The organism is Streptomyces megasporus, from assembly GCF_000718985.1.
Classification (GTDB): Bacteria; Actinomycetota; Actinomycetes; order Streptomycetales; family Streptomycetaceae; genus Streptomyces; species Streptomyces megasporus.
Window position 1 is genome coordinate 1 of record NZ_JODL01000048.1, and the last position, 20,177, is coordinate 20,177.

21 protein-coding genes and 1 rRNA gene are annotated in these 20,177 nt (G+C 71.0%); 17 read left to right on the top strand and 5 right to left on the bottom strand.

What is annotated here, in order from left to right:
* From rrf to IF47_RS0126025, 8 genes are all read left to right on the top strand, one after another.
* Positions 1-89, top strand: a 5S ribosomal RNA gene (gene rrf, locus IF47_RS29010); the annotation flags it as partial.
* A 70-nt stretch (positions 90-159) separates the two neighbouring features.
* Positions 160-804 (top strand): HAD family hydrolase, encoded by a 645-nt coding sequence (locus IF47_RS0125995; RefSeq protein ID WP_031511447.1) that lies wholly within the window; start codon positions 160-162, stop codon positions 802-804.
* Positions 805-878: 74 nt separating this feature from the next.
* On the top strand, positions 879-2,054 hold the full coding sequence (locus IF47_RS0126000; RefSeq protein ID WP_031511448.1) for an acetoin utilization protein AcuC: 1,176 nt from the start codon (positions 879-881) through the stop codon (positions 2,052-2,054).
* Positions 2,055-2,154: 100 nt separating this feature from the next.
* Positions 2,155-2,970 carry a phosphatase gene (locus tag IF47_RS0126005; RefSeq protein ID WP_031511449.1) on the top strand — a complete coding sequence of 272 codons (816 nt, stop codon included), beginning with the start codon at positions 2,155-2,157 and terminating at the stop codon, positions 2,968-2,970.
* Positions 2,971-3,097: 127 nt separating this feature from the next.
* On the top strand, positions 3,098-3,310 hold the full coding sequence (locus IF47_RS0126010; protein WP_157840060.1) for a helix-turn-helix domain-containing protein: 213 nt from the start codon (positions 3,098-3,100) through the stop codon (positions 3,308-3,310).
* Positions 3,311-3,441: 131 nt separating this feature from the next.
* Complete coding sequence (locus tag IF47_RS29890) at positions 3,442-3,540, top strand: 30S ribosomal protein bS22 (protein WP_003948845.1); 99 nt, start codon at positions 3,442-3,444, stop codon at positions 3,538-3,540.
* 164 nt (positions 3,541-3,704) lie between these two features.
* On the top strand, positions 3,705-4,739 hold the full coding sequence (locus tag IF47_RS0126020; protein WP_031511451.1) for an NAD-dependent epimerase/dehydratase family protein: 1,035 nt from the start codon (positions 3,705-3,707) through the stop codon (positions 4,737-4,739).
* Positions 4,732-5,835, top strand: a complete 1,104-nt coding sequence (locus IF47_RS0126025) for a lysophospholipid acyltransferase family protein (protein WP_031511452.1) — start codon at positions 4,732-4,734, stop codon at positions 5,833-5,835. The genes IF47_RS0126020 and IF47_RS0126025 overlap by 8 nt, the downstream gene beginning before the upstream one ends.
* Positions 5,836-5,934: 99 nt before the next feature.
* Here IF47_RS0126025 and IF47_RS0126030 read toward each other — a convergent pair whose 3' ends face one another.
* The 3 genes from IF47_RS0126030 to IF47_RS0126040 form a co-directional block, all read right to left on the bottom strand.
* Positions 5,935-7,206 carry a DUF5667 domain-containing protein gene (locus tag IF47_RS0126030; protein WP_031511453.1) on the bottom strand — a complete coding sequence of 424 codons (1,272 nt, stop codon included), beginning with the start codon at positions 7,204-7,206 and terminating at the stop codon, positions 5,935-5,937.
* Between the two features lie 213 nt (positions 7,207-7,419).
* Positions 7,420-8,205 carry an ECF subfamily RNA polymerase sigma factor, BldN family gene (locus IF47_RS0126035; protein ID WP_031511454.1) on the bottom strand — a complete coding sequence of 262 codons (786 nt, stop codon included), beginning with the start codon at positions 8,203-8,205 and terminating at the stop codon, positions 7,420-7,422.
* 315 nt (positions 8,206-8,520) lie between these two features.
* Positions 8,521-9,459 (bottom strand): HAD family hydrolase, encoded by a 939-nt coding sequence (locus IF47_RS0126040; RefSeq protein ID WP_031511455.1) that lies wholly within the window; start codon positions 9,457-9,459, stop codon positions 8,521-8,523.
* Positions 9,460-9,621: 162 nt separating this feature from the next.
* On the opposite strand from IF47_RS0126040, the gene IF47_RS0126045 reads away from it, so the two are divergent.
* From IF47_RS0126045 to hemB, 6 genes are all read left to right on the top strand, one after another.
* Positions 9,622-9,858, top strand: coding sequence for a glutaredoxin family protein (locus IF47_RS0126045; protein WP_245641250.1), 237 nt, complete (start codon positions 9,622-9,624; stop codon positions 9,856-9,858).
* Between the two features lie 233 nt (positions 9,859-10,091).
* A complete protein-coding gene (locus IF47_RS0126050; protein ID WP_031511457.1) occupies positions 10,092-10,880 on the top strand; it encodes a redox-sensing transcriptional repressor Rex in 789 nt (262 codons plus the stop codon).
* Positions 10,881-10,953: 73 nt separating this feature from the next.
* Complete coding sequence (locus IF47_RS0126055) at positions 10,954-12,288, top strand: glutamyl-tRNA reductase (protein ID WP_031511458.1); 1,335 nt, start codon at positions 10,954-10,956, stop codon at positions 12,286-12,288.
* Positions 12,285-13,265 (top strand): hydroxymethylbilane synthase, encoded by a 981-nt coding sequence (gene hemC / locus IF47_RS0126060; RefSeq protein ID WP_031511459.1) that lies wholly within the window; start codon positions 12,285-12,287, stop codon positions 13,263-13,265. Before IF47_RS0126055 ends, hemC begins: the two co-directional genes overlap by 4 nt.
* A complete protein-coding gene (locus IF47_RS0126065) occupies positions 13,262-14,911 on the top strand; it encodes a bifunctional uroporphyrinogen-III C-methyltransferase/uroporphyrinogen-III synthase (RefSeq protein ID WP_031511460.1) in 1,650 nt (549 codons plus the stop codon). Before hemC ends, IF47_RS0126065 begins: the two co-directional genes overlap by 4 nt.
* Positions 14,908-15,933, top strand: a complete 1,026-nt coding sequence (gene hemB, locus IF47_RS0126070; RefSeq protein WP_281179544.1) for a porphobilinogen synthase — start codon at positions 14,908-14,910, stop codon at positions 15,931-15,933. The genes IF47_RS0126065 and hemB overlap by 4 nt, the downstream gene beginning before the upstream one ends.
* 30 nt (positions 15,934-15,963) lie before the next feature.
* Here hemB and IF47_RS0126075 read toward each other — a convergent pair whose 3' ends face one another.
* Together IF47_RS0126075 and IF47_RS0126080 are read right to left on the bottom strand one after the other, a co-directional pair.
* Positions 15,964-16,554, bottom strand: coding sequence for a Uma2 family endonuclease (locus IF47_RS0126075; protein ID WP_031511462.1), 591 nt, complete (start codon positions 16,552-16,554; stop codon positions 15,964-15,966).
* Positions 16,555-16,673: 119 nt separating this feature from the next.
* A complete protein-coding gene (locus tag IF47_RS0126080; protein WP_031511463.1) occupies positions 16,674-17,867 on the bottom strand; it encodes an RtcB family protein in 1,194 nt (397 codons plus the stop codon).
* Positions 17,868-18,100: 233 nt separating this feature from the next.
* Between IF47_RS0126080 and IF47_RS0126085 the strand changes: the two genes are divergently transcribed.
* The 3 genes from IF47_RS0126085 to IF47_RS31780 form a co-directional block, all read left to right on the top strand.
* Entirely contained in the window at positions 18,101-18,997 is an 897-nt protein-coding gene (locus tag IF47_RS0126085) for a hypothetical protein (protein ID WP_031511464.1), read from the top strand.
* 234 nt (positions 18,998-19,231) lie between these two features.
* Positions 19,232-19,921 (top strand): DUF3558 domain-containing protein, encoded by a 690-nt coding sequence (locus tag IF47_RS0126090; protein ID WP_031511465.1) that lies wholly within the window; start codon positions 19,232-19,234, stop codon positions 19,919-19,921.
* Between the two features lie 130 nt (positions 19,922-20,051).
* The coding region (locus IF47_RS31780) for a DUF2637 domain-containing protein (RefSeq protein WP_157840061.1) at positions 20,052-20,177 on the top strand (126 nt) is incomplete at its 3' end.

A 20,177-nucleotide genomic window follows, 5' to 3' on the forward strand; every position in this document is an offset into this window, starting at 1 on the left:
CCGGTTACATTCCGAACCCGGAAGCTAAGCTCTTCAGCGCCGATGGTACTGCACGGGGGACCGTGTGGGAGAGTAGGACGCCGCCGAACGATTTGTTGTGGAGGCCCCGTCGGGCAGGTTCCGACGGGGCCTCTTCGCGTTTTCGCGTTAGAGTGGCGCATGCGCTACGACCTGGTGATCTTCGACAACGACGGTGTCCTCGTGGACAGTGAGCCGATATCCAACAGGATTCTCGCGGCCTACCTGACCGAGTTGGGACACCCGACCACGTACGAGGATTCCATCAGGGATTACCTGGGTTCCGCCGTGCACCGAATTCACGACTTGATTCTGGAGCGTTCGGGGAAGCGGCTCCCCGAGGAATTCGACGCTGTTTTCCACGGCCGTGTCTTCGATGCCTTCCAGCGTGATCTCCTGCCCGTTCCGGGCGTCGACGAGGTGCTGCGGGGGCTCGATGCCGAGGGGGTGCCGTACTGCGTGGCCTCGTCCGGAAGCCATGAACGAATTCGAGTGGCGTTGCGCAGGACCGGGCTGTACGACAGGTTCGACGAGAAGCGCATCTTCAGTTCTCAGGACGTGGGGCGGGGGAAGCCGGCTCCGGATCTCTTCCTGTATGCCGCCGAGGTGATGGGTGTGCCGGCGGAGCGCTGCGCCGTGGTCGAGGACAGCCCGCTGGGCGTGCGGGCGGCCGTTGCCGCGGGCATGGACGTCTACGGCTACACCGCGATGACGCCGGGGGAGAAGATGACGGGAGCCACGGCGCTGTTCTCCAGGATGGACGAGCTGCCCGCGCTGATCGTCTGAATGCCCGGGCCGTTCCCGCCGTCGTGGTGTGGGTGGCCGCGTGGTTCCCCGGTGCGACCGATACGGTGACGGGTATGAGCGGCGGCGCACAATTGATGTGGGACGAGGCGGTCACCGGTTACGACTTCGGGTCGGGGCACCCGATGGATCCGGTGCGGCTCGACCTGACCATGAAGCTTGTCGAGGCGTTCGACCTACCCCGCTCCTCGGGGCTGAAGGTGGTCGCCGCCGCGGCGGCGGACGACGCCACGCTGCGGCTCGTGCACCGCTCCGACTACATCGACACCGTGCGTCGGGTGTCGGCCGATCCCCGGTCGGCGGACGGTTCGTACGGTCTCGGCACCGAGGACGACCCGGCCTTCGCGGGGATGCACGAGGCCTCGGCGTTGATCGCCGGGCAGTCCGTCGGGGCCGCGGAGGCGGTATGGCGCGGGGACGCGCTGCACGGCGTCAACTTCTCCGGCGGGCTGCACCACGCGATGCCGGGGGCGGCCGCCGGTTTCTGCGTCTACAACGACGCTTCCCTGGCCATCGCCCGGCTGTTGGAGCTGGGGGCCGAGCGGGTCGCGTACCTGGACGTGGACGTGCACCACGGAGACGGTGTGCAGGCGGCGTTCTGGAACGATCCGAGGGTTCTGACGATCTCGATGCACGAACACCCCCGCATGCTCTTCCCCGGCACCGGCTGGCCCGAGGAGACCGGAGGGGAGAAGGCGGAGGGCAGCGCGGTGAACATCGCGTTGCCGCCGGGCACCTCGGACGGCGGCTGGTTGCGGGCGTTGCACGCCGTGGTGCCGGATCTGCTGGCCGCCTTCCGGCCGCAGGTACTGGTCACCCAGCACGGCGCGGACACGCACATCGAGGACCCTCTCGCCCACCTGGCGGTGACCGTCGACGCCCAGCGGGTGGCCGCGGTCGCCTGCCACGCCTGGGCGCACGAGTACGCCGAGGGGCGCTGGGTGGCGCTCGGCGGTGGCGGCTACGCGGTCGTCGAGGTCGTGCCGCGGTCCTGGACGCACCTGGTGGCGATCGCGGCGGGCGAGCCGATCCCGCCGGAGACCATGATCCCGGAGGACTGGCGGCGGCAGGTGTACGCGAGGACGCGGATGGACGGCCCCCGGCGGATGACGGACGGACGCGAGCCGGTGTGGTCGGAGTGGGGGGCGGGATACGACCCGGCGAGCGCGCTGGACCAGGCGGTGCTCGCCACGCGCCGTGCGGTGTATCCCTCGCACGGTCTGCTGCCGTGACCCTCGGGCCGGTCGCCGCACAGTCGTCCGGAGGGTGGTTCTCGGGGGTTTCGGCGCCGTAGGGGGCCGTCGGTCCGCCAGGATGCTGCGGGTGAGAGGCGTGTTGAGCGTGGACGCCCTGCGCGCGCACCTGTTGGAGGCCCGGCTGGCGGGGCCCATCGCGACCACCCGGGAGAAGAGCCTGGATCGGTACCGGCTTTTCGCCGCGGGTGATCCTCGGGTGCTGCTCGGCCTCGAGCCCGAGGGGGAGTGGACGGTGCCGAGACTGGTCGAGCTGGTGGCGCGCAGGTGCGGGGTGCCGCCCGATCCGGGGCGTGTGGCCGGGCCGGACACGGTCGAGCCGGAGCGGACGATCGCCGCTCTGGACGCGTTCGCGGAGCGGTTGGGCAGGGCCGCCCGGTGTCGTTCGCCGGTGCTGCTGGGGACCGGACACCCCCACCGTCTCCTGGGTTTCTACGTTCCCTTGGCCAGGGCGCTCTCGGCGGCGGGATGTCATGTGCTCACCCCGGCGCAGGGTAAACGTATCGACATAACGACCAGGTTCGGCGTACGTCCGCACAGTCTTCGGTACGTACGGGGAGTTGCGTTGATCCGCGAGGTGGGGGTGCGATCCGCGTCCAATGCGCCGGGCGCACACTCCCATTCGCCTCTGCCCGTGCGGACGGTCCTCGACGCCGCCGCTGCCGCCGGCGGTCCGCTCCCACACCTGGTGATCGGGGACCACGGATGGGTGTGCGGCGCAGGTCAGCTAGGTTTCGAGGCGATCGGGCCGGCGGATACGGACGATCCCGCGGTGTTCGTCGGGGAGGCGGAGGGAAAGGTGCGCGTGGCGGTCCCGATGGATGACTCGGCGCGTCCGGACCGCTACCGTCCGCTTGCTTGTTATGTGCTCAATCGTTCCTGTCTGTCACTTTAGGGAGTGATGGCCACTCCTCTTCCCCACTTGCATCACCCGCACCTAATCTGGGGAGGAGCGCGCATGCGAGCAGGAGTCACCGGAGGGGAAGCCGGTGCCCGACATGTGCGGAAGGTTCAGGTGTGACATGGGTGCTGCCGAGAGGCCTTTGAACGAGGTCGTGTTCCTGACCGTGGCGGAAGTGGCCGCGGTGATGCGAGTGTCCAAGATGACCGTGTACCGCCTGGTGCACAGCGGTCATCTGCCGGCGATCCGGGTCGGCAGGTCCTTCCGGGTGCCGGAGCAGGCCGTCCACGAATACCTCCGCGGTTCCTACGTGGGGGTGGAGAAGAGCGCTTAGTTCCCCGAAGCGGGGGGCTTGTGGATCCCTTGTGTCACAACCATCACTCGACGCCGGGTAGGCTGAGCGGATGTAGGTCGTGTGGGCTCGGACGCCCCGCACCGAGTGACGAAGTGAGCGAGGGTAAGTTCGTGGGCTCTGTTATCAAGAAGCGGCGCAAGCGAATGGCCAAGAAGAAGCACCGCAAGCTGCTCAAGCGCACACGCGTGCAGCGCCGCAACAAGAAGTGAGCGGGCGCGCCGCCCACTGACCACCGCCCTCCCACCGCCGTGTCGGTGGGAGGGCGGTGGCGTTCCGCCGCGGGGCCGTGCTCACCCGATACGGTGGCGGTGAGGGCCGGGGCGACCGCCACCGGGGGCCGCCGCAAGCCGAGAACGCTGAGAGGGAGCATCCGTTGGGCAAGGTCGTGCTCGTCACCGGAGTCGCCCGACAGCTCGGTGGGCGCTTCGTACGACGGATTCTGCGCGATCCCGACGTCGACCGGGTCGTCGGTGTGGACGCCCTGCCGCCCGCACACCACCTCGGCGGCGCCGATTTCGTCCGCATCGACATCAGGCAACCGGCCATCGCCGGAGTGCTCGCCGAGTACGGCGTGGACACCGTCGTCCACCTGGACGTCAGCGGCATACCGCTGCTGCCGCGCGGCTCGCGGGCAGCGGTGAAGGAGACCAACGTCATCGGGACGATGCAGCTCCTGGGCGCGTGCCAGAAGACCCCGTCCGTGCGGCGGTTGGTGGTGAAGTCCAGCACGAACGTCTACGGGTCCTCGCCCCGCGATCCGGCGGTCTTCACCGAGACCATGGTGCCCAAGGCGCTGCCCGGCGGCGGTTTCGCCAAGGACATCGTGGAGGTCGAGGGGTATGTGCGCGGGTTCGCCCGGCGCCGTCCCGACGTGGCCGTGACCGTGCTGCGCTTCGCCAACATCCTCGGTCCGAGCGCGGACACGCCGCTCGCGGAGTACTTCAGGCTGCCCGTGCTGCCGACCGTCCTCGGCTACGACCCGCGTCTGCAGTTCGTGCACGGGGACGACGTCGTCGAGGTGCTGCGGCTGGCGTCGGGGGAGCCGCGGCGCGGCACGCTCAACGCGGGGACGTTCAACATCGCGGGGGACGGGGTACTGCTGCTCTCCCAGGCCGCGCGGCGGTTGGGGAAGCCGACGCTGCCCCTGCTGCTTCCGGCCATCCGGTGGACCGGGACCGCGCTGCGCTCGGTGGGGGTCACGGACTTCTCGGCAGAACAGATCAGGTTGTTGACGCACGGCAGGGTCGTGGAGACCACGCAGATGCGGGAGGTCTTCGGTTTCGAGCCGAAGCACACCACGGCCGAGACCTTCGCCGACTTCGCGCGCAGCCACGGTCCGGGGCTGCTGCCGCCCGAGAAACTCGCACACGCCGTGGACCGCTTCGAGGAGGTCGTCCGCCATGGCTGACGCAAAGGTCATCCCGTTCGACGACGACCGCTCGCGCGGCGCCGCGCGAGCCGCCAGGGGGCGCTCGACGGGCAGCCGCCGTCGCACGGGGGAGGACGGCCGTCCAAGCCCCCCGAGCGCTCTGGAAGGCGGTCAGACGCCGCTGGCCGCCGTGCCAGAGCCCGAACCCGCGCCGGGGGCGGACGAGGACTCCGGAGCGCGGGCTCGGGGTGTGGAGGCGCCCTCGGAGGGCGGGGCGCCGCGGTCGGACGGCGGGGACGACTGGGACCGCCGGATCGCGGCCGGACTGGCGTTCCTGCGGCGGCGGATCACCGGGGAGTACGAGGTCGACGAGTTCGGCTACGACGCGGAACTCACCGAGCAGGTGCTGCTGTCGCTGCTGCGTCCGCTGTACGAGAAGTACTTCCGGGTCGAGGTGCTCGGCATCGAGAACATCCCGTCCGAGGGTGGCGCGCTGGTGGTCGCCAACCACTCCGGGACGCTGCCGCTGGACGCGCTGATGCTCCAGGTCGCCGTGCACGACCACCATCCGGCGCGGCGGGCCCTGCGCCTGTTGGCGGCCGATCTGGTCTTCGTGCTGCCGGTCGTCAGCGAGCTGGCCCGGAAGGCCGGTCACACCCTGGCGTGCGCGGAGGACGCCCAGCGGTTGTTGGAGCGGGGCGAGATCGTCGGGGTGATGCCGGAGGGCTTCAAGGGGTTGGGGAAGCCGTTCTCGGAGCGCTACAAGCTCCAGCGCTTCGGGCGTGGTGGGTTCGTCTCCACGGCGTTGCAGGCGGGGGTGCCGATCGTGCCCTGCTCGATCGTGGGGGCGGAGGAGATCTATCCGATGGTCGGCAACCTGAAGACGCCGGCGCGGTTGCTCGGTCTCCCGTACTTCCCCGTGACGCCCACCTTCCCCCTGTTGGGTCCGCTGGGGATGCTGCCGTTGCCGACGAAGTGGACGATCCAGTTCGGCGAGCCGATCCCGATGGACGACTATCCGCCGGAGGCGGTCGAGGACCCGATGCTGATGTTCAACCTGACGGACCAGGTCCGCGAGACGATTCAGCACACGCTCTACAGGCTGTTGGTGCGGCGGAGGTCGGTGTTCTTCTGAGGTTCGGGACCGGCCGGGAACCGACCGGGGTTGCCGGGAGGTGTGGGGCCGGGCCGGTGGTTCGGCGGCCGGCGCCTCACGGACGCCGGCCGCGGGCCGTCAGTGGTCCCCGTCGCCGCTCTCGATGCCCAGTCCGGGCAGGATGTTCGGGATGAGCGGCGGGATGGTGATGTCCGGCTTGGGGAAGCCGGGGGAGTCGCCGTCGGGAGTGGACGGTGTGCCGTCCCCGGGCGGTGGGGGGTTCAGCAGGTCCCGGGGGTCGGGGAGGACCTTCTTCTCGTCCGGGTGGGGGTCGGAGGGGCCGGGGTGCCCGTCGCCGTCCCGGTGGCCGTCGGGGGAGGCGTCGCTCGGCGTGGGCGAGGCGGGCCGGACCGTGCGGCCGTGGTCCGGGCGGCCCTCGCCCCCGGCGAGGTCGTCGGCGGGTTCCTCGCCTTCCGTTTCGGAGCGCAGGAGGGACCGCAGTGGCGTGACCTCGTCGTCTATGGCGGCGAAGACCGAGCTGACCTCGTCGCTCACGTCCGTCAACTGCGCGGGGAGACGGCCGCGCAGCCGCTCCCACACGGCCCCGTGGGACTCCGAGAAGGACGACAGCGTCCGGATCGGGCCGATCGAGCCTTCCCGCTCGTACGCCGCGCTGAGCAGCCGGTGCCCTTCGGCGGCGTCCTGCCGCATGCGGGAGAGGACTCGGCGGATCTCGCCGACGGACTCGTGGTCCAGCCGGCCCGAGCGGTCGCGTTCCAGCAGGCGCCGTGCCTCGTTCAACCGCTTGGAGGCGTGGTCCAAATGGACCTTGCCGCGGTCGGCGTCGTCGTCGGTCAGGTCGAGTTTGAGGTCCTCCATGCCCAGTTTGAGGCCGTAGAGGGTGTCGCCGGGCAGGGCGTCGCCGCTGGCCACGGCGGCTCCGGTGAAGGCGCCGGCGGCGACGCTGACGCCCAGGCCGCCCGCCGCGAGTCCCTGGGTGAGCCGGGACTTGGGGCGCAGCCTGCCCAACGGGCCGAGGGGAGAGGCGCGGTGGGCTCCCTTGCGTCCCGAGCGGGAGGGGGCGCGCTGTTCCGGAACCAGGGAATCCTCGCCGCCCTCGGCGAAGGCGTTCTCCATGGCGGCGACGAGCCGGGCCCGCTGGGTGGCCCTGACGTCGGGGGCCAGTGTCGGTCTCGGCAGGGACACCAGTCGGTCGGCCAGCGACAGCAGCGCCGCCCGCTCGTCCTTCCCCTCCGCCGTCCCGCTCGGTTCCGCGGGGTCGGCCGGGGCGCCCGGTGTGGCCGGGGGAGCGTCCTCGGCCGGATCGGCCGCCGCACCCTCGGGCCCACGCTCGTCCAGAGCCCGGGCGAAGGCGTTTGCCCGCCGGCTCGGTGACACGGCTCCCATCACGGGCGGCACCTCCTCTCGTCAGAACGGTCGACTCCCGGCCTCACGGAAAGGTTGCACGGCCTGTCCGGAAGCGGCCGGGAGGGTGCTTCCGCCCGGGCGGAGGAGACCGTGGGGAGTCTGCAACCCGGACAACGACCACTGGCCATGGTGGTTACGCCCCGCGGGCGGTGCGGTTGCCCGGTTGACCCTGGGGGTTCGGACGGGCACCGAGAGTCATCGGCTGTCCTCCGGGAGCAGTCGCGCCAGTGTTCGCACCGCGCGGTACTGGAGCGTCTTGATCGCTCCCTCGTTCTTCCCCATGATCCGCGCCGTCTCCGCCACCGACAGCCCTTGGAGGAAGCGGAGCGTCACGCACTCCTGCTGCTGCGGGTTGAGCCTGCGCACGGCCTCCAGCAGGGCGGCGTTGGAGAGGGATTCCAGGACGGAGTCCTCCGGGCTGCGCTCCACCTCGTTGGCGTCGAGCATCTCGCCGGTGGTGACCTCGAGGCGGAAGCGGCTCGACTTGAAGTGGTCCGCGACCAGGTTGCGCGCGATGGTGACCAGCCAGGCGCCGAAGTCCCGGCCCTGCCAGGTGAAGGTGCCGATCCGGCGCAGGGCGCGCAGGAACGTCTCGCTGGTGAGGTCCTCGGCGGTGGCCCGGCCGCCGACGCGGTAGTAGATGTAGCGGTAGACGGTGTCGCAGTACTGGTCGTAGAGGCGACCGAAGGCTTCGGCCTCGCCTGCCTGGGCACGCTCGACGAGGTCCATCATGCGGCGGCTGTCGCCGTCGATCGCGGGGCGGCGGGCGGTTCCCGAGGCGGTCGCGGCATGGGCGCGGCGACCGATCGGCGCGGCGCTCGCGGCGGCCCTCTCGGCCAGGGCGTAGACGGGGCCTGCGGGGACAGGTGTGGCGAGGGCGGGGGCGGCGTACGCGGAGGGGACGATTGCGCGCAGTTGGTGGATGACCGCTGTGCGCAGCGCAGCCAGGCCCGAGGCGTCAACCCCGACGTGTGGGTACACGGGACTCCCAGAGGCAGAGCTTCCATCACGTGCAGTGCGGGACCGTCCGCCCGTCACAAGGGCGTGTGGACACCGGATTGCGTCTGAGGAGAATAACGCTTCGTACAGGCTGTGCTACACCTAGTTGCCGAAATCGCCGATTAGGTTTGCTCTGTTTTGCGTTTTCGGCGATTCGAACAGCGATCGAGGTACTGGAATCGATCGGTTCGTTTCGACCTGCGATCGCTTCGTCGTTCGCATGTGGTCGGCGGAGTTCTCCCGGCGGTCGGCGCCGTTCCGGGCGCCGACCTGTCGCCGACCTGTCAGGGCGTCGAGCTAGCGGCGGCGACGCTGGAGCGCCACGGCCGCCGCGGCGCCGCCCGCCACCGCGCCGACCCCGGCCGCCGCGGGGATGCCCACCTTCGCGGCCTTCCGGCCGGTCCGGTAGTCGCGCAGCCGCCAGCCCCTCTCGCGGGCGTGCGCGCGCAGCCTGCTGTCGGGGTTGATGGCGTAGGGGTGTCCGACGAGCGAGAGCATGGGGATGTCGTTGGCCGAGTCGCTGTAGGCGGCGCAGCGCGAGAGGTCCAGGTCCTCGGCGGCGGCCAGCGCCCGTACCGCCTCCGCCTTCGCCGGGCCGTGCAGCGGCTCGCCGACCAGGCGTCCGGTGTAGACGCCGTCGACGGACTCGGCGACGGTGCCCAGCGCGCCGGTCAGCCCCAGCCGGCGGGCGATGATCGTGGCGGTCTCCACGGGCGCGGCGGTGACCAGCCACACCTTCTGGCCCGCGTCCAGGTGGGCCTGGGCCAGGGCGCGGGTGCCCGGCCAGATCCGGTCGGCCATGTACTCGTCGTAGATCTCCTCGCCGATCTCCATCAGCTCCGAGACCCGGTGACCCTTGACGATGGACAGCGCGCTGTCGCGGGCGTCCTGCATGTGATCGGCGTTCTCCGAGCCCGCCAGCCGGAACCAGGTCTGCTGCCAGGCGAAGCGGAGCAGTTCGCGTGTGTCGAAGAACTTCCGCTTGTACAGGCCGCGGCCGAAGTGGAACAGGGCGGCGCCCTGCATGATCGTGTTGTCGAGGTCGAAGAAGGCGGCGGCTCGGACGTCCCCGCGGACCGGGAACTCCGGTTCGGCCGGCTTCCCGGCCCTGCCCGGGGCGAGTTCGTCGACTTCCCGCGAGGTCTTGCGCGCGGCCTCGGCGGCGGCCTCGCCTGCGAGCACGCTGCGAGCCGTCGCCGAACGCCTGCGGGGAAGGAGCCATCCAAGTGCGGCCATGTCGCGAGCATAACCACTGTGGGCGACGGTTCCGGTGACGAGCGGATGTCGGGAGGTCGGGGAGTGCGCCAACAAGGGGAGAGCGGCCTCGGCGGGCGGCGGTCCCGGCGGAGGGGACCGCCGCCCGCCGTCCCGGAGAGCGGGGACGGCACAATGGCGGTCATGAGGACCGTGACTCTCATCGGCAAGCCGGGCTGTCACCTGTGCGACGAGGCGCGCGCGGTGGTCAGCGAGGTCTGCGCGCAGATGGGCGCGCGCTGGGAGGAGAAGGACATCACCCAGGACGAGGAACTCCACCGCGAGTACTGGGAGCAGATCCCGGTGGTGCTCGTGGACGGGGCGCAGCACGACTTCTGGAGAGTGGACCCGCAGCGGTTGCGGGCCGCCCTGGCGTCCTGACCGGGGCCGCCGGTCCCCGGGCTCCCCTCGGCGTCCTCCGCGCGGAGGGCGTGCGAAGTGATCCACGCCGCTCCGCATGTGTGGCGCCTGTCACTTTGACAGGACAAAGCGGACACCATCTTTGTGCACACGTTCACAAAGGCATAGCCTGGGCAGGACTGAGCGGTCCGGACATGTGTCCAGCGAGTGTCCAACGGGGCCGCTCACCGTTTCGCGTAGACGGCAGGAGCACCGTGGCAACTGGCCGAACACACCGACCGGCGACCCGCAGCCGAGGGATTCCCGAGGCCACCGTCGCCCGTCTTCCGTTGTATCTGCGAGCGCTCACCGCGCTCTCCGAGCGTTCGGTGCCCACGGTCTCCTCGGAGGAGCTGGCCGCCGCCGCCGGCGTCAACTCCGCCAAGCTCCGCAAGGACTTCTCCTACCTCGGTTCGTACGGTACTCGCGGCGTGGGCTACGACGTCGAGTACCTCGTCTACCAGATCTCGCGCGAACTGGGCCTGACCCAGGACTGGCCCGTCGTGATCGTCGGCATCGGAAACCTCGGCGCCGCGCTCGCCAACTACGGCGGTTTCGCCTCCCGCGGCTTCCGCGTCGCCGCCCTGATCGACGCGGACCCGTCGATGACCGGCAAACCGGTCGCGGGCATACCGGTGCAGCACACCGACGACCTCGAGACGATCATCGAGGAGAACGGCGTGTCCATCGGTGTCATCGCCACCCCCGCCGGGGCCGCGCAGCAGGTCTGCGACCGGCTCGTCGCCGCCGGGGTGACCTCCATCCTCAACTTCGCGCCGACCGTGCTGTCCGTGCCCGACGGCGTGGACGTGCGCAAGGTGGACCTCTCCATAGAGCTGCAGATCCTCGCCTTCCACGAGCAGCGCAAGGCGGGCGAGGAGACGACCGGTGACGGCACGGTGGACACCGCTCCCCCCGCGGCTCCGCCCGCCGCCACCGTGCGTCGCACCGACGGAACCGACTCGGGACCGGACGGGGACGTGCCCGCGGTGATGCCCGCATGAGCGAGCGAGTCACCACGCCGTGCGTCCAGTGCCGTCCGCACGGTGCACCGAGTGAGCGAAGCGAGGCACGCGCATGAGCCTGTTGGTCGTGGGACTGAGCCACCGCAGTGCGCCGGTGAGCGTTCTGGAACGGACCTCCCTCGCGCCCGAGGCGCGCGGGAAACTCCTCCAGGACGCGGTCGGTGTCGAGCCGACCACGGAGGCCGCGGTGCTCTCCACCTGTAACCGCATCGAGCTGTACGCCGACGTCGACAAGTTCCACGCCGGCGTGGCCGAACTGTCCGGGCTGCTCGCCCGGCACAGCGGCGTCGACCTGGAGGAACTGACCCCCTACCTGTACGTCCACTACGAGGACCGCGCCGTCCACCACCTGTTCTCGGTGGCCTGCGGGCTGGACTCGATGGTCGTCGGCGAGGGGCAGATCCTCGGGCAGATCAAGGACGCGCTGGCCGTGGCGCAGGACCGGCACACCGCCGGACGGCTGCTGAACGACCTGTTCCAGCAGGCGCTCCGGGTCGGCAAGCGGGCGCACAGCGAGACCGGCATCGACAGGGCGGGGCAGTCCCTGGTCACCTTCGGTCTGGAGCAACTGGCGAACGGCCGCCCGGTCGAGGAGTGGGTGCGCGGCAGACGAGCCTTGGTGATCGGCGCCGGATCGATGTCCTCGCTCGCCGCCACGACGCTCGCACGGGCCGGTGTCACCGAACTGGTGATCGTCAACAGGACGCTGGAGCGCGCCCGGCGCCTGGCCGACGGCCTCGACGGAGACGGACTCACGGCCCGTGCCGTCCCCGTCGGCGAGCTGGCGGATCGACTTCCACACGCCGACGTCGTGGTCTCCTGCACGGGGGCCACCGGTCTGGTGCTGACGGCCGACGACCTGGAGACGGCGTTCGCCGCGCGCGCGACCTCCGCCGGCGAGCCGGTCGCCCTGCTCGACCTGGCCATGCCCCGCGACATCGACGCCGCCGCCCACCGCATGGAGGGCGTACGGTTGGTGGACATCGAGTCGCTCGCCGAGGCCTCCGCCGACGCACCCATGGCCGCGGACGTCGACAAGGTGCGCGGCATCGTCGCGGACGAGGTCGCCGCCTTCGGCGCCGCCCAGCGTGCCGCGACCATCACTCCCACCGTGGTCGCGCTGCGATCCATGGCGGCCGGCGTCGTCACGGCCGAGATGGCGCGCCTCGAAGGGCGCCTGCCCGAACTCGACGACAAGCAGCGAGCCGAGATCACCCAGACCGTACGGCGGGTCGTCGACAAGCTGCTGCACGCGCCCACCGTGCGCGTCAAGCAGCTCGCCGGCGAGCCGGGCGGCGCCGGATACGCCGACGCGCTGCGCAAGCTGTTCGATCTGGACCCCCAGACCGTCGCGGCTGTCAGCAACCCCGAACAGGAGCGGCAATGAGCACCAACGCCTCCCGGCCTCTGAAGCTGGGCACCCGTGGCAGCACCCTGGCCATGGCCCAGTCCGGGCAGGTGGCAGAGCGGGTCCGGCACCTCACCGGACGTCCCGTCGAGCTGGTGGGCATCACCACCTACGGTGACGTCTCCCGCGAGCATCTCTCCCAGATCGGCGGCACGGGCGTCTTCGTCTCCGCGCTGCGCGACGCGCTGCTCGCGGGAGAGGTCGACTTCGCCGTTCACTCCCTCAAGGACCTCCCCACCGCGCAACCGCCGCAGTTGGCACTGGCCGCCGTGCCGGTGCGCGAGGACCCGCGCGACGCGCTGGTCGCCCGCGACGGCCTCACCTTCGAGCAGTTGCCGGACGGCTCTCGGGTCGGCACCGGCTCGCCGCGTCGCATGGCGCAGCTCAACGCCTGGGCGCGCGCGCTCGGCAAGCGGATCGAGACCGTGCCGATCCGGGGGAACATCGAGCGCCGCCTCAATTTCGTGAGCTCCGGCGAGCTGGACGCGGTCGTCCTCGCCACCGCCGGCCTGCGGCGCGCCGAGATGGCCGCCGGGATCACCGAGTTCATCGACCCCGGCGCGGTCCTGCCCGCCCCCGGCCAGGGGGCCCTGGCGGTCGAGTGCGTGGCGTCGGACGAGGAACTCACAGCTCGACTCGCCGAACTCGACGATCCGCGCACGCGGATCGCCGTGACCGCCGAGCGAAGCCTGCTCTCCGCCCTGGAAGCCGGTTGCAGCGCGCCTGTCGGCGCACTGGCCGATGTGCGGGACGAGGGGCAGGATGTCACCGAATTGCACCTGCGCGGCGCCGTCGGCAACGTCGACGGCACCACGCTGGTGCAGCTGTCCACCACCGGTCGCGTACCGGCGTCCGTCGACGAGTCGCTCACCCGGGCCGAGGCCATGGGGCGCGAACTCGCCGACGAGATGCTCGCCAAGGGCGCGGCCGGTCTGATGGGGGAGCGAGCACATTGAGCCCCACCACCAACCACTCGTACGGCACGCACGGGCACGTCACCTTCCTCGGTGCCGGGCCCGGAGACCCGGGACTGCTGACGCTTCGCGCCGTCGAGGCGCTGGCGCAGGCCGATGTACTGGTCGCCGACCCGCAGGTGTACGACGTCGTGCGGACGCACGTGCGGGCAGGTGTCGACACCCCGCTTCAGGCAGCAGGTGACGACACGTCAACAGACTCCACGCGTGCCGACGATGCCGTAAATCTTGTCATGCGGGCCGCACGCGGCGGCAAGCGGGTCGTCCGTGCGGTCCAGGGCGACCCCGGGCTGGACGCCAACGCGGCCGACGAGATGCTCGCCTGTGCCGCCGAGGGCATCACCTTCGAGGTCGTGCCCGGTATCGCCAACGCCGTCGGCGTCCCCGCCTACGCGGGTGTGCCGCTGCGGAACGGGCACGGCGCGGACGTGCGTTTCATCGACGCGCTGACCGCCGACGCCCGGGCGTGGAACGAGGTCGGGGCCAGCGACTCCACGGTGGTGGTCTCCACCACCCTGGAGACCGTCGCCGCCCACGCGGCCGAGCTGGTCACGGCGGGACGCAAGCCCGACACCCCGCTGACCGTCACGGTCGACGGCACCACCACCCGGCAGCGCACCTGGACGGCGACGCTCGGCTCCATCGCCCAGACGCTCAAGGCCGCCAAGGCGCTGCCCGCGGCGGGCGGAAGCCGCCCGGCGATAGCCGTGGTGGGCGAGCGCAGCGCGGCCGCCGAGCAGCGTGAGAGGCTCGCCTGGTTCGAGTCCAAGCCGCTCTTCGGCTGGCAGGTGCTCGTGCCCCGCACCAAGGAGCAGGCGGCCTCGCTCTCCGAGCAGCTCCGTTCCTACGGGGCCGTGCCCAGCGAGGTGCCCACCATCGCGGTGGAGCCGCCGCGCACGCCCCAGCAGATGGAGCGCGCGATCAAGGGACTGGTCACGGGCCGCTACGAGTGGATCGCCTTCACCTCGGTCAACGCGGTCAAGGCGGTGCGCGAGAAGTTCGAGGAGTACGGTCTGGACGCCCGCGCCTGCGCCGGGATCAAGGTCGCGGCCGTCGGCGAGCAGACGGCCAAGGCGCTGATCGACTTCGGCGTCAAGCCCGACCTGGTGCCCAGCGGGGAGCAGTCCGCCGCCGGGCTGCTGGAGGACTGGCCGCCCTACGACCCGGTCTTCGACCCGATCGACCGCGTCTTCCTGCCCCGCGCCGACATCGCCACCGAGACGCTGGTGGCGGGGTTGATCGAACTGGGCTGGGAGGTCGACGACGTCACCGCCTACCGGACGGTGCGCGCCTCGCCGCCGCCGGCGGAGACGCGCGAGGCCATCAAGGGCGGTGGCTTCGACGCCGTGATGTTCACCTCCTCCAGCACCGTGCGGAACCTCGTCGGCATCGCCGGCAAGCCGCACAACGTGACGGTGATCGCCTGCATCGGTCCGGCGACGGCCAAGACCGCGGAGGAGCACGGGCTGCGCGTGGACGTCATGGCGCCCGAGCCGTCGGTGCACAAGCTGGCCGAGGCGCTCGCGGAGTTCGGCGCCAGGCGCCGGGCCGCCGCGATCGAGGCCGGCGAGGCGGTGCAGCGGCCGAGCGAGAAGCGGCCGACGAGGAGGAGGGCACGGACGTCGTGACGATCGGGAAGAGCACCTACGACGGTGCGCGGGGCGGCTACGGGGACTTCCCCGTGGTCCGCCCCCGGCGGCTGCGCACCACGCCGGCCATGCGCCGGATGGTGGCCGAGCACCGGCTGCACCCGGCGGAGCTGATCCTGCCCGCCTTCGTGCGGGAGGGCATCACCGAGCCGGTGGCGATCTCCTCCATGCCCGGTGTGTACCAGCACACTCGCGACACCCTGCGGAAGGCCGCGGCCGACGCCGTGGCGGCGGGCGTCGGCGGCATCATGCTCTTCGGTGTGCCGGAGGACGGCAAGAAGGACGCCGTCGGCTCCCCGGGCACCGATCCGGAGGGCATCCTCCAGATGGCGCTGCGCGACGTGCGCGCCGAGGTCGGCGACGACCTGGTCGTCATGTCCGACCTGTGCCTGGACGAGGTCACCGACCACGGCCACTGCGGCGTGCTGGACGAGCACGGCCGGGTGGACAACGACGCCACGCTGGAGCGGTACGCCGAGATGGCCTGCGTCCAGGCGGAGGCCGGAGCGCACGTGCTGGGCCCCAGCGGGATGATGGACGGCCAGATCGGATTCGTCCGCCGCGCGCTGGACGAGGCCGGGCACCAGGACGTGTCGCTGCTGGCCTACACGGCCAAGTACGCCTCCGCGTTCTACGGCCCCTTCCGGGAGGCGGTGAACTCCTCCCTCCAAGGCGACCGCAGGACCTACCAGCAGGACCCGGCCAACGCCCGGGAGTCGATGCGGGAGCTGGAGCTCGACCTCGCCGAGGGCGCGGACATGGTGATGGTCAAGCCCGCGATGCCGTACCTGGACGTGCTGAGCCGGGTCGCGGACGCGGTGGACGTTCCCGTCGCCGCCTACCAGATCTCCGGCGAGTACGCGATGGTCGAGGCCGCCGCGGAGCGCGGTTGGATCGACCGGGACGCGGCGATCACGGAGACGCTCACGGGCATCAAGCGGGCGGGCGCGAACATGATCCTGACCTACTGGGCGACCGAGGTGGCCCGGCGGCTCTCCTGAGCCGCCGGCCCGCCCGGGAGCCGGGCGGGGTCAGTCCCGGGGGAGGCCGTCCGTGGCGATGGTAATCTCGACGGACGTCTCGGTGATCTTCACCGGCTCGCCGAAGTCGACGGCCAGTTCGCTGCCGTACCCGCCGCCCTTGGGGTGGGTGTAGAGCCGGCACCGGGCGGTGTACGGGTCGACGACGAGGTAGGCGGGGACGCCGGCCGCGGCGTACGCCTCCAGCTTGGGGCCGTAGTCGTTGGCGGCGGTGGCCCGGGAGACGACCTCCACGATCAGCTCGACGTCCTCGGCCGAGAAGCGCCCGTGGGAGTCGGGCTCCGCACCGTCGGCGATCTTCACCAGATCGGGGGCGAAGCCGTTGAGGTGGCCGGGGAAGTCGATCCGGACGTCGGAGCCGATCTTCGCGTCGAGGCCGAACTGGTCCTCCAACTGCCGCAGAACCTTCCGGATGATCTCCCAGTGTGTCCAGCGCTGCGGTGTCATGTGGACGGACCCCTCGACGATCTCGACCTTGTACCCCTCGGGGACGGGCATCCGCTCCAGACGCTCGTAGAGTTCGTCCAAGGTGATCTCGTCGGACTCGGCCATCTCGATCCTGTCGGTCAACTCGACGGTCACGGTGACGCTCCTCCCCGCCGCGCCGGGATGCGCGGCCGCGCGGTACAACGATACGTCCGGCCCGTCGGTCACACCCGGCGTCCGCGGGACCGGGCGCGGCCCTGCGGACACCCGCCGCGTCAGCCCTTGACGCAGACGACCTGCCGGAGCTTCGCGACCACCTCGACCAGGTCGCGCTGCTGGTCGATGACCTGCTCGATGGGCTTGTAGGCGGCCGGGATCTCGTCCACCACGCCGGAGTCCTTGCGGCACTCCACGCCGCGCGTCTGCTCCTCCAGGTCCCGGGTGGTGAACCGCTTCTTCGCCGCGTTGCGGCTCATCCGGCGGCCCGCGCCGTGGGAGGCGGAGTTGAAGGACGCCTTGTTGCCCAGGCCGCGGACGATGTAGGAGCCGGTGCCCATCGAGCCGGGGATGATGCCGTACTCGCCGCTGCCCGCGCGGATCGCGCCCTTCCGGGTGACCAGCAGGTCCATGCCGTCGTAGCGCTCCTCGGCCACGTAGTTGTGGTGGCAGGAGATGACGGGCGCGAAGGTCGGCCGCGCCTTCTTGAACTCCTTGCGGACCACGTCCTTCAGCAGACCCATCATGATCGCGCGGTTGCGCTTGGCGTACTCCTGGGCCCAGAACAGGTCGTTGCGGTACGCCGCCATCTCGGGGGTGTCGGCGACGAAGACGGCGAGGTCGCGGTCGACCAGGCCCTGGTTGTGCGGCAGTTTCCGGGCCACGCCGATGTGGTGTTCGGCCAGTTCCTTGCCGATGTTCCGCGAGCCGGAGTGGAGCATCAGCCAGACGGCGCCGGTGTCGTCCAGGCAGATCTCGATGAAGTGGTTGCCGCCGCCCAGCGTCCCCATCTGCCGCGCGGCCCGCTCCCGGCGGAAGCGGACCTCCTCGGCGATGCCGTCGAAGCGGGACCAGAAGTCGTCCCAGCCGGAGGCGTGGGAGTCGTGGAGGTGGTCGGGGTCCACCGGCTCGTCGTGCATGCCGAAGCCGACCGGGATGGCCTGCTCGATCCGCGAGCGCAGCCGGGAGAGGTCGCCGGGCAGGTCGTTCGCGGTCAGGGAGGTCTTCACCGCCGACATGCCGCAGCCGATGTCCACGCCGACCGCCGCCGGGCAGACCGCGTCGCGCATGGCGATGACCGAGCCGACGGTGGCGCCCTTGCCGTAGTGGACGTCGGGCATGACAGCCAGGCCCTTGATCCACGGGAGCGTCGAGACGTTGTGGAGTTGCCGCATCGCGCCGTCCTCGACGGTGGCCGGGTCGGTCCACATCCGGATCGGCACCCGCGTGCCGGGAACCTCGGTGTACGACATGCTCGTTGATCCCCCTGGGAAAAAGTGTGGGCGCGATCCGCCGTTCGCGTACGGAATGTGGAGGGTACGCGTACGTCCACACACGGAAGGCGGACGTATTGCTGCATATGCCTCGTCGGACGGCGGTCCCCGCAGGGCGTGCGGTAGACATCGTGCGGTAGACATTGTGTTACGAAGCCACCGGGCTACGGCAACGCGTTTTCGAGCGTTCCCATGGACGAGGGAGTTGGGCAGTGCAGCGGAAGGGATACGCCGCCGGCACCGTGCTCGCCGCAGTGCTGGCCGTCGGAGCCGTGGGCTGCACCGGAGCCTCCGGTTCGGGGGCTTCCGCCGCCGACAGCAAGCCCGGCTCCGTCAGCGCCGAGGCCGCCACGGCCCCACCCGGCACACACCGCGATCTGCCCGATCCCTGCGGGACGGTCGGCGCCGACGTGCTGAGGGAGATGCTGCCGGGCGTGGAGGAGCGCGCCTCCGCGCGGAAGGGCGGCGGGACACCCGCGGCGTACGAGGGGGAGCGGGCCGTCACCTACGACAACGACCGTCGGGTCGGCTGCCGTTGGAAGAGTTCGACCGATCTGGGCAGCCGGCACCTGCTGGTCGACTTCGAGCGGGTGGTGTCGTACGACCCCGCCGTCAGCGACGACGAGCGGGCGGCGCGCCTCTACGAGGACATGGTGCTGGACGCGGGCATCCCGAGCGAGCCGCCGTCGGAGGAGGGGAGCGCGGAGCCGAAGGCGTCGAAGGAGGCGGAGGACGCCGAGCAGGCCGGGGACGCCGAGGACGCCGAGAAGGCGTCCCGGGGCGACGCCTCCCGGTCCGACGATCCCGCGGATGCGGGCGAGGAGTCCGAGGAGCCGGAGGTCGCCACCCCACGGGCCACGCCCGAAGCCGACCTGGCGCCGCGCCCGTTGAAAGGCGTCGGGGACGCCGCGTACATCGACGACGAGCTGGTCACCGCGGACTCGGGCGTCCACCGCGACATCACCCTGGTCTTCCGCACTGGGAACGTCATCGTCACCGTCGAGTACGAGCAGTGGATGACGGACAAGCGCAGGCTGCCCAACAGCGCCGAACTCCAGGAGAAGGCCCTGAAGTTGGCCCGGAAACTGGTCGGGGAGTTCGACGACTGAGGCGGTGGGCGAGGCGGTGGCCGAGCCGGCGGTCGATTGGGTGCCGCTTGCCGTCCGCCGCCCGGTGTCCGGCACGGGGCCGGGACTGAGACGACGGACACACAGCCCGCCATGCCGTCCGGTCGGGCCCGTGTCCGTCCTAGGCTTCCTCCGGTGCCCGTCGCCCGAGTGGCGTACCGTGCCGTCCGACAGGGCGTGTCCCGGGCGCCCCGTACATCCGGAAGCGAAGGAACCATGCACCACAACGCCAAGCGCACCGCCGTCCGTACGCTTGCCTGCGCCGCCGTGCCCATGCTGCTGGTCGCGGGCTGCTCCGGCGGCTCCGGTGAGGACGACTCCGCCAAGCCCTCGCCCAGCGTCTCGACCTCCAGTGCGCCCCCCAGCCCGGCGCCCGTGAAGTTCACCACGCTGCCCGACCCGTGCAAGACCCTGTCGAAGAAGACGATCGGGGACGTGGTGCCCGAGGCGAAGGAAGCCGGCAAGAACCTGGGTTCCAAGGACGCCGACGGATACGGCACCTGCCTGTGGAGCGGTCTGGACGGCTACCAGTACCGGACGCTCACCGTCTCCCTCAAGCGCTTCGACTCCGACGTGACGCTCGGCAGCGGCGACGAGCGGGCCGCGGAGTACGCCGGGCAGCAGGTGGCCGCGGTCTCGAAGGACGAGGCGAACGAGAAGGTGAAGGACGCCCCGCTCGACGGGGTCGGGGACCAGGCGACGTCCATATCCTTCGAGACGGAGAAGAAGAGCGGGAAGAAGACCGAGGACTACCGCAAGCAGCGGGTCGTGGCCGTCACCGGCAACGTCGTGGTGACCGTGGACTACGAGGGCGCCGGTTTCGAGAGCGACAAGACCCCGAAGGCGGAGGACATCCGGAAGGGCGCGGAGAAGGCGGCGAAGGAAGCCGTCGAGGCGATCAAGTAGATCGGGTGGGGGATCGGGCCGGCGTCCCGTCCCGCCCGTACCCCGTCTCCCCTTCGACCCCCGCCCGACGACTCCCGCCGCCCCGGCGGAGGGCCGGGCATCCGGCCGACGACCTCGCGAGGACACAGCAGTGCAACTGACCCGGACTCACCGAATACTCATCGGCGTGGTCGTGGCCGGGGCGATGGTGATCGCGGCGATCGGCTTCGCCGGATCGTACGCCGCCGTCCGCGACCTCGCCGAGCAGAAAGGTTTC

What these genes read in the sequence shown, in the direction of transcription:
- IF47_RS0125995 (WP_031511447.1), top strand. Translation starts at nt 160, where the DNA reads ATGCGCTACGACCTGGTGATCTTCGACAACGACGGTGTCCTCGTGGAC.
- IF47_RS0126000 (WP_031511448.1), top strand. Translation starts at nt 879, where the DNA reads ATGAGCGGCGGCGCACAATTGATGTGGGACGAGGCGGTCACCGGTTAC.
- IF47_RS0126010 (WP_157840060.1), top strand. Translation starts at nt 3,098, where the DNA reads ATGGGTGCTGCCGAGAGGCCTTTGAACGAGGTCGTGTTCCTGACCGTG.
- IF47_RS0126025 (WP_031511452.1), top strand. Translation starts at nt 4,732, where the DNA reads ATGGCTGACGCAAAGGTCATCCCGTTCGACGACGACCGCTCGCGCGGC.
- IF47_RS0126040 (WP_031511455.1), bottom strand. Translation starts at nt 9,459, where the DNA reads ATGGCCGCACTTGGATGGCTCCTTCCCCGCAGGCGTTCGGCGACGGCT.
- IF47_RS0126045 (WP_245641250.1), top strand. Translation starts at nt 9,622, where the DNA reads ATGAGGACCGTGACTCTCATCGGCAAGCCGGGCTGTCACCTGTGCGAC.
- IF47_RS0126055 (WP_031511458.1), top strand. Translation starts at nt 10,954, where the DNA reads ATGAGCCTGTTGGTCGTGGGACTGAGCCACCGCAGTGCGCCGGTGAGC.
- hemC (WP_031511459.1), top strand. Translation starts at nt 12,285, where the DNA reads ATGAGCACCAACGCCTCCCGGCCTCTGAAGCTGGGCACCCGTGGCAGC.
- IF47_RS0126080 (WP_031511463.1), bottom strand. Translation starts at nt 17,867, where the DNA reads ATGTCGTACACCGAGGTTCCCGGCACGCGGGTGCCGATCCGGATGTGG.
- IF47_RS0126090 (WP_031511465.1), top strand. Translation starts at nt 19,232, where the DNA reads ATGCACCACAACGCCAAGCGCACCGCCGTCCGTACGCTTGCCTGCGCC.